This is a genomic window from Bradyrhizobium sp. AZCC 1610 (genome assembly GCF_036924515.1).
GTDB lineage: Bacteria > Pseudomonadota > Alphaproteobacteria > Rhizobiales > Xanthobacteraceae > Bradyrhizobium.
Genome location: NZ_JAZHRR010000001.1, coordinates 5,204,641 through 5,217,474, shown reverse-complemented (window position 1 = coordinate 5,217,474; position 12,834 = coordinate 5,204,641). Strand labels below are relative to the sequence as shown.

Annotated in this window: 15 protein-coding genes and 1 pseudogene; 6 read left to right on the top strand and 10 right to left on the bottom strand. The window is 62.2% G+C overall.

Annotated elements, in window-relative coordinates; all coding sequences use genetic code 11:
- The first annotated feature begins 21 nt into the window (after nt 1–21).
- The 5 genes from V1279_RS25815 to V1279_RS25795 are packed head-to-tail and all read left to right on the top strand — an operon-like array spanning nt 22 to nt 3,584.
- Complete coding sequence (locus V1279_RS25815; RefSeq protein ID WP_334441667.1) at nt 22–633, top strand: DUF1285 domain-containing protein; 612 nt, start codon at nt 22–24, stop codon at nt 631–633.
- An 8-nt stretch (nt 634–641) separates the two neighbouring features.
- A complete protein-coding gene (locus V1279_RS25810; RefSeq protein ID WP_442894815.1) occupies nt 642–1,304 on the top strand; it encodes a CoA pyrophosphatase in 663 nt (220 codons plus the stop codon).
- The gene (locus V1279_RS25805) at nt 1,301–1,564 is read left to right on the top strand and encodes a DUF6111 family protein (protein WP_334441664.1); all 264 of its coding nucleotides are present in this window, start codon (nt 1,301–1,303) and stop codon (nt 1,562–1,564) included. The genes V1279_RS25810 and V1279_RS25805 overlap by 4 nt, the downstream gene beginning before the upstream one ends.
- Complete coding sequence (locus V1279_RS25800; protein ID WP_334441662.1) at nt 1,561–2,820, top strand: CCA tRNA nucleotidyltransferase; 1,260 nt, start codon at nt 1,561–1,563, stop codon at nt 2,818–2,820. The genes V1279_RS25805 and V1279_RS25800 overlap by 4 nt, the downstream gene beginning before the upstream one ends.
- Nucleotides 2,817–3,584, top strand: a complete 768-nt coding sequence (locus tag V1279_RS25795; protein ID WP_334441660.1) for a TSUP family transporter — start codon at nt 2,817–2,819, stop codon at nt 3,582–3,584. The genes V1279_RS25800 and V1279_RS25795 overlap by 4 nt, the downstream gene beginning before the upstream one ends.
- Before the next feature lie 17 nt (nt 3,585–3,601).
- Here V1279_RS25795 and V1279_RS25790 read toward each other — a convergent pair whose 3' ends face one another.
- From V1279_RS25790 to V1279_RS25775, 4 genes and pseudogenes are all read right to left on the bottom strand, one after another.
- Nucleotides 3,602–3,883 carry a hypothetical protein gene (locus tag V1279_RS25790; protein WP_334441658.1) on the bottom strand — a complete coding sequence of 94 codons (282 nt, stop codon included), beginning with the start codon at nt 3,881–3,883 and terminating at the stop codon, nt 3,602–3,604.
- 132 nt (nt 3,884–4,015) lie between these two features.
- Nucleotides 4,016–4,138, bottom strand: a pseudogene (locus V1279_RS25785) (transposase); the annotation flags it as partial.
- 489 nt (nt 4,139–4,627) lie between these two features.
- A complete protein-coding gene (locus V1279_RS25780; RefSeq protein WP_334441657.1) occupies nt 4,628–6,226 on the bottom strand; it encodes an FAD-binding oxidoreductase in 1,599 nt (532 codons plus the stop codon).
- Nucleotides 6,227–6,308: 82 nt separating this feature from the next.
- Nucleotides 6,309–7,478 (bottom strand): saccharopine dehydrogenase family protein, encoded by a 1,170-nt coding sequence (locus V1279_RS25775; protein WP_334441655.1) that lies wholly within the window; start codon nt 7,476–7,478, stop codon nt 6,309–6,311.
- A gap of 688 nt (nt 7,479–8,166) precedes the next feature.
- Here V1279_RS25775 and V1279_RS25770 point away from each other — a divergent pair.
- Nucleotides 8,167–8,763 carry a hypothetical protein gene (locus V1279_RS25770; RefSeq protein WP_334441653.1) on the top strand — a complete coding sequence of 199 codons (597 nt, stop codon included), beginning with the start codon at nt 8,167–8,169 and terminating at the stop codon, nt 8,761–8,763.
- A 386-nt stretch (nt 8,764–9,149) separates the two neighbouring features.
- On the opposite strand, the gene V1279_RS25765 is transcribed toward V1279_RS25770, so the two are convergent.
- From V1279_RS25765 to V1279_RS25740, 6 genes are all read right to left on the bottom strand, one after another.
- On the bottom strand, nt 9,150–9,881 hold the full coding sequence (locus tag V1279_RS25765) for an HAD family hydrolase (protein ID WP_334441652.1): 732 nt from the start codon (nt 9,879–9,881) through the stop codon (nt 9,150–9,152).
- Between the two features lie 143 nt (nt 9,882–10,024).
- The gene (locus tag V1279_RS25760) at nt 10,025–10,264 is read right to left on the bottom strand and encodes a YodC family protein (RefSeq protein ID WP_334441650.1); all 240 of its coding nucleotides are present in this window, start codon (nt 10,262–10,264) and stop codon (nt 10,025–10,027) included.
- Between the two features lie 69 nt (nt 10,265–10,333).
- Nucleotides 10,334–11,221 (bottom strand): oxygen-dependent coproporphyrinogen oxidase, encoded by an 888-nt coding sequence (gene hemF / locus V1279_RS25755; RefSeq protein WP_334441649.1) that lies wholly within the window; start codon nt 11,219–11,221, stop codon nt 10,334–10,336.
- Nucleotides 11,222–11,274: 53 nt separating this feature from the next.
- Entirely contained in the window at nt 11,275–11,640 is a 366-nt protein-coding gene (locus tag V1279_RS25750) for a 6-carboxytetrahydropterin synthase (RefSeq protein WP_334441647.1), read from the bottom strand.
- A gap of 16 nt (nt 11,641–11,656) precedes the next feature.
- Entirely contained in the window at nt 11,657–12,289 is a 633-nt protein-coding gene (gene queE / locus V1279_RS25745; RefSeq protein WP_334441646.1) for a 7-carboxy-7-deazaguanine synthase, read from the bottom strand.
- The gene (locus V1279_RS25740) at nt 12,286–12,771 is read right to left on the bottom strand and encodes a tRNA (cytidine(34)-2'-O)-methyltransferase (protein ID WP_334441644.1); all 486 of its coding nucleotides are present in this window, start codon (nt 12,769–12,771) and stop codon (nt 12,286–12,288) included. The genes queE and V1279_RS25740 overlap by 4 nt, the downstream gene beginning before the upstream one ends.
- Nucleotides 12,772–12,834 lie beyond the last annotated feature (63 nt).

Sequence of the window (12,834 nt, the reverse complement as noted above, 5' to 3'; positions counted from 1 at the left end):
CGCCGAGACTCAGGGCAAACAATGGCGAAGCAAGGGCAAACCGGCACTCATGGCCTCGAAGGACTAACTGTCGCTGCGAGGGAAGCCGCCAATGCTACCCCCGCCGGCAAGGGGCTGCCCCCGGTACATCTGTGGAATCCGCCGTTCTGCGGCGATCTCGACATGCGAATCGCCAGCGATGGTACGTGGTTCTACATGGGCACGCCGATCGGGCGGCCGGCGCTGGTGCGGCTGTTTTCGACCATTCTCAAGCGCGAGGACGGCAAGCACTTTCTCGTGACCCCGGTCGAGAAGGTCGGCATCCGCGTGGACGATGCGCCGTTCCTTGCGGTGGAGATGCAAAACGAGGCCGGCGATCGCGGCCGGCTGCTGCGCTTTCGCACCAACGTTGACGACTGGGTGCCATGCGATTCCGCCCATCGCCTGCGGTTCGAGATGGCCGCCGACGGCGGGCTGACGCCCTACCTTCACGTTCGCGCCGATCTGTGGGCGAAAGTGACCCGCGCGCTCTATTACGATCTGGTTGACATGGGGGAAGAGCGGGTGGTCGATGGTCAGCCGATGTTCGGCATCGAGTCTGGCGGCGAGTTCTTTACGATGGCGGACGCGAAGCAGGTGAGGGACGCGGTTTGAACGAGCCGATGCTGAAAAAGATGGAGGCGGCTCCGATCAACTCAGCGGAGTTCTTCGCGCGGAGCCAGGCCAGGCTGAACTTCGACGTGCCCCCCGGCCTGGTCGATCCCGATATCATTCCGAAAACTGGTGACGCGGGCAACGACCGCATGCTCGAGATCGTGGCACGCGAGCAGCCGGTGCGGCCTGCGGCGGTGCTGATCCCGGTGGTCGATCACCGCGAGCCGACCGTGTTGCTGACGCAGCGCTCGCCGCATCTTTCCAGCCACGCCGGCCAGATTTCATTTCCGGGCGGCAAGATCGACGCAACCGATGCTTCTCCGCTCGACGCCGCCTTGCGCGAGGCGGAGGAGGAGGTCGGCCTCAAGCGCGACTTCATCGAGCCGATCGGCTATCTCGATCTCTACGGAACCGCATTCGGATTTCGCATCCTGCCGACGGTGGCGCGGGTGAAGCCCGGCTTCAAGCTGAAGATCAACGAAGGCGAGGTGGACGACGCCTTCGAGGTGCCGCTGGCGTTCCTGATGAATCCCGAGAACCATCAGATCCATTCCAAGGAATTCCGCGGCATGGAGCGCTCCTATTACGCCATGCCGTTCGCCGAGCGTTACATCTGGGGCGCGACTGCCGGCATCCTGCGCGTGTTGTATGAGCGGATCTATCTCGCATGATCCGTCCGATCCTGACCGAGATCGCGATTTTTCTGATCCCGTTCGTGGCCTATGCGCTGTTTCTGATCGCCACCCGCGCCGGCGTGTTCGCGTCCTCGTCATGGCCGGCGCATCTGGTCGCCAAGCTGGTGCTGGGATCGCTGCTGCTGGTCGTGATCAGCTTCGTCCTGCTCGCGCAATTCTCCGGCGCGCCGCCGGATTCGACCTACGTTCCCGCGCATCTTGAAGACGGCAAGCTGGTTGACGGAGTCGAGAAATGAGCGAGGCACGCGTGCTGTCGGACGCGCCCTGGCTCAGATCCGGGCCGGCCGCGCGCGTGCTCGCGTTGCTCAATGGCGATGGCGAGGAAGCCCGCGTGATCGGCGGCGCCGTGCGCAACGCGCTTCTGAAAATTCCCCTTGGTGATATCGACATCGCGACCACGGCGCTGCCCGACGAGGTCGTCCGCCGCGCCAAGGCAGCCGGCATCAAATGCGTGCCGACCGGCATCGACCACGGCACGGTCACGCTGGTCGTCGAATCGCATCCGTTCGAGGTCACGACCTTGCGCGAGGATACGGAGACCTTTGGCCGCAAGGCCAAGGTTGCGTTCGGGCGCGACTGGGTTCGCGATGCGGAACGGCGCGACTTCACCATCAACGGGCTATCCGTCGATGCCGACGGCATCGTGCATGATCATGTCGGCGGGCTGGCCGACATCGAAGCCAAACGCGTGCGCTTCATCGGCGATGCCAGCCAGCGCATCGCTGAGGATTATTTGCGCATCCTGCGCTTCTTCCGCATGCATGCCGCCTACGGGGCGGGTGAGCCCGACCGCGCCGGATATCTCGCCTGCATTGACGGGCGCGCGGGGCTCTCAGGCCTTTCCGCCGAACGCGTGCGGATGGAGATGTTGAAGCTGTTGATTGCGGAAGGGGCCGCGGTTGCGGTTCAGGCGATGGCGGATGCCGGGCTGCTGCTGCCGATCTTCGGCGGTGTCGCCTACACCGGAACGTTCGCGGCTATGATAGCGGCCGAACACGCGCTGGGGCTGCCGCCGAACGCCGTGCGCCGGCTCGCCGCGCTCACGGTCGCCGTCACCGAGGACGCCAGGCGCGTCTCGGCGCGGCTTCGGCTGTCCAACGCGGAAGCCAAGGCACTGGACTCGATGGGCCATCGCTGGTGGCGGCTCGCCAGCAAGGACGAGGCACGGGCGCGGCAGCTTCTCTACCGGCTCGGCGAGGATCCCTACCGCGACCGGCTGATGCTGGCGTGGGCGCGGGCAGGCGGCGTCGGTAATGGCGCCGTGCGCTGGCACGACCTGGCAACTTTGCCGCAGCGCTGGAGCGCGCCGAAATTTCCGCTGAGGGCGGCCGATTTCATCTCCCGCGGCATTGCCGAGGGGCCCGCGCTCGGTCACGTGCTTACGCTTGCGGAAGACGCCTGGTTGGCCGCGGATTTTCCGCTGGATGCATCCGCGCTTGCCGCGATCGCCGACCAGACCGCCGCCCGGTTCACCCGCGATCACCGGCTGTGAATATTCTGGCCGGCTTCGCCGACATCTCGGTCGGCCAACTCGTGCTGGTTGGCGGCATGGCGCTGCTGGCCTCCATCGTTGGCGGTCTTGCCGGCTATGGCACCGGCGCCTTGATGCCGCTGGTGCTGGTGCCGCTGATCGGGGCCGAGCCTGTGGTGCCGATCATCGCGATATCAGCGATCATCACCAATATCAGCCGCTTCGTGGCCTATTTCCGTTACGCCGACCGGCGCCGCGCCCTGATCGTGATCGCGGCGGCCGCATTGACCACCGCGCTCGGCGCCTACGGCTATACGCGGCTCACCGGCACCGGCGCGGCGCTGGTGATCGGCAGCATGCTGATCCTGAGCGTGCCGCTGCGCCGGTTGGCCAAGCACCGCGATATCAGGATAGGCGATGCCGGCCTCGGCGTCAGCGCGGTGGGCTATGGCGTGGTGGTCGGCGGCACATCAGGCTCCGGCGTGATCCTGTTGTCGCTGTTGATGGCATCTGGGCTCGAGGGAGCGGCGGTGATTGCCACCGACGCCATGATTTCGGTGGTGACCAGCCTCATCAAGATTTCGGTGTTCGGTATTGCCGGCGTCGTTACCGCGCAGGTGCTGGCCTTTGCCCTCCTGATCGGCGCCATCGCGATTCCCGGCGCGTTCCTCGCAAAGGCCTTCGTCGAGCGCATGCCGGTGCACATCCACACCGCGATCCTCGACGCCGCCGTGATGGCCGGCGGCACGATGATGATAGCGGCGGCGCTGCGAAGTTTGCTTTAAAGAATTTAGCGAGAAATCTAAGAGGAATGCGATGGAGATTGAAAGAGGCTGCCAACTGAGGCAGCCTCTTTGCCCTTTGGAGTCTGATTTGCCAGCGCTGCTTCTGCTAAATCCCGCGAAACTTTGAGTGCTTTCTTCTGTGTCAATGCCAGTCGAAGCTTCGTCAGCTTTCCTGCTTTCCTATTCTCTTCGTTCGCTGCAAATATTACAGCAAAGACGATCTGACCCCGGCTGCTCCGTAGGTAGAGCGGCCAACCAAACAAATTATAGGCGACGATCTGATCTTTTTTATCGGCCATCGGTCCCTCCAGAAGGGACGAGTATGCGGCCTCAGTCCGCAATATGCCTCCGCCAATATTCCGGTAAAGTCGACGCTCTTGCCGCGCTTCATCGCCAGCGAGGTTACGCGGCTTACCTGATCGCCATTCGAGGCGGTTATCCTCCCTCCATGACGATTCCTGCGCATAGCGAAGCAGATAAGCGCCAGCAATGTGATGGTGAATGCCGATTTCGGCGCGACGTAAGCGGGAGAAGAATAATTCAGCCTGATTGGTGCCAGAACCCGACTTGTTGCGCGCCGCCTAGTGCTACCGCTGTTTGACTATGGATATTCCTCTGATATTTGCTTCATCCCAGATGAACAGAGGACTAGTGGTGGCTCAGCAAAAGCGGTTCGGAACATGCTGCAAGGACATGAGGGATGCACTCACCTTGCCGGAGCAGCGGTTTCTGTTCGTCCAAGAAGGCACTGGTGTCCTGTTTCTGACGGTTGGGGGCGTTAAGACCGACCAAGGGATTGGCTGGTTCGATCAAGCGGTACTTTTCTGTCCATTTTGCGGAACGCAACTTCAAACGCGTGACGAGATCAAACTTGCTACGACGCAGCTACCGGAGGGGCATCAAGAGAACTAACGGCGAAGATAGGCATGATTTTTCGCCTTACTTCTTTGACCGCGAAGTCCGGTTCGTGCCCCAACAGCGGACTCGTGCACCGCAGCAAATAGCACAATTATTCGCTTAGTCCGTCGGCGCGTCGATCCGCGTTACGGATCGATGAGCACTCCCGGGTTGAGCATGCCTTGTGGATCGAGTTCTCTTTTTGCTGCCCGAAGCGCGGCCGCGAAAAGACCCGGGCGCTGGCGATCGTACCAAGGCCGATGATCACGGCCAACAGCGTGATGATGCGTGATCGTGCCACCCGCCTCAATCAGCGCGTCGCTGGCCACACTTTTGATCGCCTGCCACTGCTCCAGAAGCGCTCCGTGGCGGCCTAGTGCATGGAAAGAAAAATAGGGCGCGGGCCCGTCCGGATAGACATGGGTGAAGCGGCATGTGACCTCGCCTTTCATGCCAGTCGCTTCGAGGATCGCACGCTCCGTCGCCGCCTTCACTTTGTCGTGGAAACTTTCGAACCGATCCCAGGTGATAGCGGTCTCAAACGTGTCGTTGATGAGACCGGCCGGTGTCAAAAACTCGCGCGCATATGGCATGCGAATAAATGCGTTCCGCCAGATTCCTGCTGCGCCTTCGAGATGCGCATCGCCAGCTTTTGCGGCCTCCGGCGTCCCGCCATGGTCGGCGCAGCATTCGAGCGCACGTGCCATCCAGGCATCCGGCGAATGGTCGCCGGATTCAAAGCCGAGCACCATGATCGCAACACTGCCGTCGGCCGCACCGGTGTTGAACGCCTCTTGCGCGTCAAGGATGCGGCAGTTCGATGGATAGAGGCCGGCCTGTGCGATGGCGCGCAATGCGCGTGCCGCACCGAAGAACGAATGGAAACAAACCGATGCGCCGGCACGGAATTTTGGACGTGGCTGCAATCGCATCCAGGCGCGCGAAATCACGCCGAGCGTGCCTTCCGAGCCTATGAACATGCGGTCGGGGCTCGGTCCAGCACCCGATCCCGGCAATCGACGCGTTTCCAGTATGCCGCGCGGCGTCACGACGCGCAGGCTTTCGACGAAATCGTCTATATGCGTGTAGAGACTGGCGAAATGACCGCCCGAACGTGTCGCGATCCATCCGCCAAGGGTTGAATATTCGAAACTCTGCGGAAAATGCCGCAACGTTACGCCGTGCGGCTTAAGCTGGTTCTCCAACGATGGACCATAGGCACCGCCTTCGATCAGTGCGGCGCGCGATATCTGATCTACCTCGACAACCTTACCGAGATTGCGTAGGTCAAGTGTGACTGCCGCCTTATAGCGAAGCCCATCGACTCGCGGTTCGACGCCGCCGCAGACGCTCGACCCGCCCCCGAACGGCGTCAGCGAGGCGCTTACACCGCCGGCCCAGTCCATCACAGCGGAAATCTCTGCTTCGTTGCGTGGATATGCGACCACGTCGGGCGCGCTATCGTAGTCGCCGAGCATGGCTCGCACGTAGTCTGGATAGGATTTGCCGTAGGTGTGCGCGACCCGGTCGTAGCGTTCGCTCGTACAGAAAGCGGCAAGTGAGGTCGTCAGCGCAACGCGCGGCGCCCGCAGTGCCAGGTCCTCAAGACGCGGCACGGCTTTTGTCTCAAACGTATCGCACGCGAATTTCGCGTGGTAACGGCCGAGCACGAAAGCCTGCTCCTCAGCAGTCATGCCTTCGTCTTCGCGGCCCCAGCCGTAATGTTTTAGCCTTGCACCGCTCATGGCATCCTCCCTGCCCTTTTTTGTCTGTGATTTCCGAGATAGCCGCGTAATCCAGCACGCCGCTGCGGTTCTGAGCGTTACCTCAACGCGCACTGAAAGTGAGGCCGGCGCGCTCCTTCAGACGCTTGCGCAATGCCGGACCCATCAGCGCGCCCGGCGTCCAGGTGCCACCCTCACCCTGCACGTCGCGTAAGAGGCAGAGAGCGCTCTCTGCGATCATCTTGCTGGCCGAGCCGTAGCCCGGATCACGGTCGCCCGTGACTACCGCTTCGACGCGCCCGCCATCCGGCAGCTCGCCCAGGAAGAGGATGTCGTAGAAGCCCTTCTCGCGCACTTCCCGGGTCGGGCCTGCGCCGGGTTTGAGACCGCCGGTTCCGAACAAGGAAACCACCGTGGCGAACGTCTCCGTCGTCACGCGAGCGATTTCCCCAAATCCCGGCGCGACCATCATCTCGTCGTAAACGAAGTCCGTGCCGAAGGGATGACCCAACAGGAAATTCGTGCGGTGCACGTTCTTGGTGTTGATCGGCGCCATTGGGAACGGCACGAGCCACACGTTCAGGCTCGGGTCGTATTCGGGGATGAGGCCCGACGGCTGAGACGGCCCGGTGAACCCCGGCGTCAACGCGAAGGGATCAGTCAGCAGCCGGATCAGGGCTGGGTCGCGCGCGGCGGCGGCCAACGTCGCCTGAGCGCTCGCCGCGGTGCCGCCAGACATGCCGCCTTTCACCTTGCGCAGGCGGGCTTTGACCCGCCGCGCCGGGCGTCCGAATTTCTCGCGCGCCTTCTCCTGCAACGTGAGCACGCCGAGATCGAACGGGATGGAATCGAAGCCGCAGGAGAAGACGATGCGCGCGCCGGTCCGTTTCGCCTCTTCGTGATGGGCGTCGATCATGCGCCGCATCCAAGCCGGCTCGCCGCACAGATCGACATAGCCAGTGCCCGTGGCCGCGCAGGCCGCCACCAGCTCGGGACCGTGGAGCTGATAAGGCCCGACCGTCGTGATGATCACGGCCGCACGCTCGCACATCGAACGTAGACTCGCCGGCTCGGCGGCATCCGCATTAACCAAAGGCAAATCGTCTGGTGCGCCGATGTCGGCACGTACCTTCTGGAGCTTGTCGGTCGAGCGTCCCGCGATCGCCCAGGACGGAGCATCGTCGCCGCGATAGGACGTCGCCAGATATTCGGCGATGAGCCGGCCGGTGTAACCCGTCGCGCCATAGACGATGAGGTCGAAATCCCGCTTCACGACCTTGGTCCTCCTCGAGACCCGGCAGAGCTATCTTCAGATCCGTGTGCAATCGCAGGACACGGGGACGCTCAGCACGAGTAGCAAGTGCCATTTGAGGGTCCGCCGCTCGTTGAACCGCTCCATGGCGTTTGACGGAGGATACCACAGTTCCTGCCTTGGGGCGCGCAACGTTCGGGGTCAATCGGTTCATCTTGGCGGTCGGCGGACTACTTCCAGTCTTCTCTCGGAAACGGACATTATCAGAGGCGGTTGGCATGTCGCGATGTGCAAGCGCCGTCCGCGCTGTATGCGCCATCCCTGCCGATCGTTTAGTCTTCTCGGTTGGGTGTTGGTGCACCCAGAAAAGATTCGAAGCGGTGCGCCACCCAACACCGGGAAGAAAACTGTGCCTTGGCGTGCGGTTCAGGGTGGGAGACGGATGGTCTGCCTTCATCCATCATATCCGCTCCGCAGACAGCGCCACGAACCCGCGCGATACGGCGCGCGACGAGGTGATCGAATGGCTGTTGCAAGTGTATGAGTCCGCTTGTGTGACCCTAATCGGACCTTCGCTGCGGCGAAGGTGTCGCGTTGTAGGGATATCACGCTGCCTAGAAGTGATCGCACGTACCACTTGATTGTCAGCCAGTTTGCGTCTGTCTAGAATAGCTCAGGCGACGAGCGGGGTGGAGGAGCGCAACCGCAAATGTTCGAGGAAAACCCAAAAGCTCGCTCGGACTTCAAGGCGGGGACGCTGTATGCGATCTGGGGCATAGCTGACTGGATTTACTACGGTCAGGTTACGGTCGATAAATCTGTTGCGTTCTATTTTCGCCGCGACCGAAAAATTGCTTCAAGCGCGGACGTATTGGCCTCGCCGATTATGTCGAGGATGGGGATAGTTTATGCGTCCGTAGGCGAGGCGCTTCGATCGGGCGCATGGAAAAAGCTTGGGAGATATCCCTTGCGTGACGAATTAGGAAGCGTCCGGTCCGTGGTACAATGGCCAGTCGGGACTCTGGATGTGACTGTTTGGATTGGTCAGGTGCCGAGCCGCACCGCCCGAGTTGAAGATCCATCGATCCAAAACTTGGAGATAATCGCAGGTTGGGACGCGGTCTATCATGTTCCAGCCCGATTGGCGGTTGACTACGCGCCGGATGAAGCAATCCACACTGTGGCTACCGCTTGGGCCGTCGGAGGACCAATCTGGCGAGAGCGACGCGTGAAAGAAGAGTACGCACGCCGCTCTGATAAACCATACCATGAGTTGCCAGCGGATTGGGTGCCAACGGGACTCTGAGGACCAACGCGCGATATGTCCGAGTCTGTGGTACTTTTCGGACGTGACGCGATGTCGGACTTGAGCCCGGAAACCAAAGCGGACGTCCGCCAACGCCTTGACCCTAGCAAAAAGCTGGGGAGGTGAAGTGAATTCCCCGCGCGCCTCAATGAGTCCGCACCCTGACTCAGTGCCGCTGATTTGCCCGACGTGTCAAATGTAGTCGCTGGCATCGCACATGCCGGCGACTACCATGCTACTTTGCATGGGGTTGTTTTCGATATTTTTGGTTGGGAGCGAGAACCGGGGTCGAGCTTGCGGCTGTGTTTCCGATGATCACGGTGGGGCGGCCTGCCGAGCCGTAGCTCAGGCGATCACGGCTAGACGGCGGTGGAGCGGCAAAAGCTTCATGCTGCGTCGTCAGTCAGCAATTCGCTAAGCGAGCGGATGATGCGGTCGGGCTTCACGGTGGAGTCCGGAGGCAGGCCGTCGCCGTGCACGTCGATCCAGATGGCGTAGATGCCGAGCCGCTGCGGCGCTACGACTTCCCATTCCAGATTGTCGCCGATCATCCAGGTCTCGGATGCGGTGACGCCGAGCGTGTGCATGGCGTGCAGATAGGCGCGCTCGTCCGGCTTGCCGAAGCCGTGCTCGCCCTCGATCTGGATGTGATCGAAACGGTGCGACAGCGCAAAGCGTTCGACCTTGGCGCGCTGGGTGCCGGCGGCGCCGTTGGTCACCAGCGCCAGCTTGACGCCGCGCGCCTTCAGTTCGTCGATGGCGTCATGCGCGCCGGGGAAGACGAACATTTCCTCTTCGCGGTAAGCGGTGAAGCGGTTGGCGAGCCGAATCGCCAGGTCTTCCGGCAGTGCGTGGCCGCCGGCGGCAAGGGCGGCAAATCCGTTGCTGACGGTGATGCGCCGCGCCTCATCCAGCTTCAACCGCCATTCGGCCCCGGCAACAGCCCAGAATTTGCGGGCGGAATCCAGAACTGCGGTGGCAACCTGATGCGAGGTGAACGGCCCGAACTCGGCGGCAAATTCCGCGGCGACGTTGTGCCAGGCGATCTCGGGACGGCCATAGGCCGACAGGATGGTGTCGTCCATGTCGATCAGCATGGCGCGGGGCAGGTGGGTCATCGTTTCACGGCCATTTCGCTTCAGCGTTGTCGACCCCGGCACGCCGCGGTCGATTTGCCGCGAATATCAGATCCCCCGCACGGGGTCCAATTCCAGGAAACGACGTCGCCGGGCTGTGGATGCCCGGCGACGTCGAAATTCGCTTAGGCGACTTTGCTGGCGTCCTCTTCCTCTTCCTCTTCGTCGTCTTCCTCATCTTCCTCTTCGTCATCCGACGTATCGGGCTCGGCTAGTTCAAGGACGGCTAATGGCAGCGTCTCGCGAAAGAGATCGCCTTCATTTCCCATCCACACGCATGCAACATTGCCGCCGTTGACTTCCACTACGCTGAGTGGATGGCCGCCGGACTTCAGAATGACGACATCGCCGGGTTTCAAATCCATGATCTACTCCTTGGAATGCATGACACGAATCGCATTCTAGCGATCGGTCATGACAAGCTGATCATGCGATCATGGCCACTTTACCTCCGGCGGCATCGACGAGAGAATGGAATCCACATTGCCGCCGGTTTTCAGCCCGAAGATGGTGCCGCGGTCGTACAGCAGGTTGAATTCGACGTAGCGTCCGCGCCGGATCAACTGCTCCTCGCGGTCGGCGGCGTTCCAGGGCAGGGCGAAATTGCGCCGGACGAGTTCGGGATAGATTTTCAGAAAGGCGCGGCCGACGTCCTGCGTGAAGACGAGGTCGGCGTCCCAGTCGCCGGAATCGTGCCAGTCGTAGAATATGCCGCCGATGCCGCGCGCTTCCTTGCGATGCGGCAGGTAGAAATATTCGTCGCACCACTTCTTGTATTTGTCGTAGTCGGCCACACCGTTTGATCTCTCGCACGTGTCCTTCATCGCCTGATGGAAGGCCAGCGTGTCGGGATCTTGCTGGGTGCGGCGTCGGTCCAGCACCGGCGTCAGGTCAGCCCCGCCGCCGAACCACGCCTTGGTGGTAACGACGAAGCGGGTGTTCATATGCACGGCGGGCACGTGCGGGTTCCACGTATGGGCGATCAGCGAAATGCCTGATGCCCAGAACCGGGGATCATCGGCCGCGCCCGGAATCTGTGCACGGAACTCGGGCGCGAACTCGCCGTGCACGGTCGAACAGTGCACGCCGACCTTCTCGAATAGCCTGCCGCGCATCATCGACATCACGCCGCCGCCGCCGGGCCTGCCGGTGTGGTCGGTGCGATCCCAGGGTGTACGCACGAAGCGGCCGGCCTCGCCGGGATAGAGCGAAGCCGGCGCATCGTCTTCCAGCCGCTCGAAGGCCGCGCAGATGTCGTTGCGCAGCGCTTCGAACCAGGCTCTCGCGCGCGTCTTGCGATCCTCGATCAGCGACATGTCCATGCGGAATTCCTTAACCTTCCCCCGTCATTGCGAGCGGAGCGAAGCAAGTATCTCTAGCTCTGCGGTCCGAAGTAAGTGCAGCTCTCGTTGCAACTGTCGCGATGAACGCTGACGCGGGTGATCTTGCCGGCATGCTGGACCCGCTCCCAGATGAACCGCGACAGGTTTTCCAATGTCGGCGTTCCCAGCGCCTCGACCTTGTTCAGGAGCTTGTGGTCGAGGGTCTTGCGGACCTCTTCCATGCTGCGTTCGAGCAGGCCGAGATCCAGCACCATGCCGGTTTCCGGGTCGGGCGTGCCGCGCACGCTCACTTCGGCGCGAAACGAGTGGCCGTGAATTTCCTCGCTGGCCGTGCCGAAGGTCGTTCCCTTCAGCGAATGCGCGGCCTCGAAGCGAAATGATTTCGTCAGTTCCCACATCTTGAAAATCTGGTTCCTATCTGATGCCGAGTGTCTTGTGTGTCTGCAGGCTGAGCCGCCATTGCGGATGGCGCAGGCAGTAGTCGACCGTGCGCGCGGTGTTTTCGATCACGTCGGGTCCGTCCATCGGCTGCAGCGAAAAACGTTCGAAATCGAGTCCTGCAAAGTCTTCCGGCGGCGCTCCGGCTTGCGGATAGACCAGCTTCAATTCGTGGCCGCGACGCACCACAAGCCCGGCGCCGGCTTTCGGGCTGACGCAGACCCAGTCCATCCCATCGGGCGGTTCGATCGTCCCGTTGGTCTCGATGCCGATGGCGAAGCCGCGCGCATGCAGCGCATCGATGAAGGGGGTATCGACCTGCAGCAGGGGCTCGCCGCCGGTCAGGACCACATAGCGGTTGGTGTTCTCGCCGGTCCATTGCCCGGCGATGACGTCGGCGAGTTCGTCCGCGGTGGCGTAGCGGCCGCCCAGCGTGCCGTCAGTGCCGACAAAGTCGGTATCGCAGAACTTGCAGGTAGCGCCGGCGCGGTCCTGTTCGCGGCCGCTCCAGAGGTTGCAGCCGGAAAAACGGCAAAACACCGCCGCACGGCCGGCATGTGCGCCTTCGCCCTGCAAGGTCAGGAATATCTCTTTGACCGCGTAGCTCACACCTTCTCCCTGGAGCCGATCTCGCCCGCCATCGGGTGATCCGTCTGCCGCAGCGCCTCGCCCAATGCCATAGCTGCCGCCATGGCCACATTGAGCGAACGCAAGCCCGGCCTGATCGGGATCGCCAGCCGCGCATCGGCAGCGGAGGCGACTTCGGCGGTTACCCCTGCGGATTCCCGTCCGAACAGCAGAACATCGTCCCGCCGGTAGCTGAAATCCAGATAAGAACCGGCCCCCTTGGTCGTAAACAGCACCAGCCGGGACCCGGCTTCGTTACGCCATTGCTGGAATTTTTGCCATGAGTCATGGCGGGTAAGGGCGACATGATCGAGGTAGTCCATTCCAGCCCGGCGGAAATGCCGGTCGGAGGTCGGAAATCCGGCCGGCTCGATGATATGGGCGGCCACGCCCAGGCACGCGCACAGGCGCAGAATCGTTCCCGTGTTCTGGGGAATATCGGGCTGGAAGAGGGCGATGTGCATGGTGTCGAGGCTTCGGCAGAGCGGGTAAATGTATTGAATAAATCACGGTCGGGCGCGGATTTA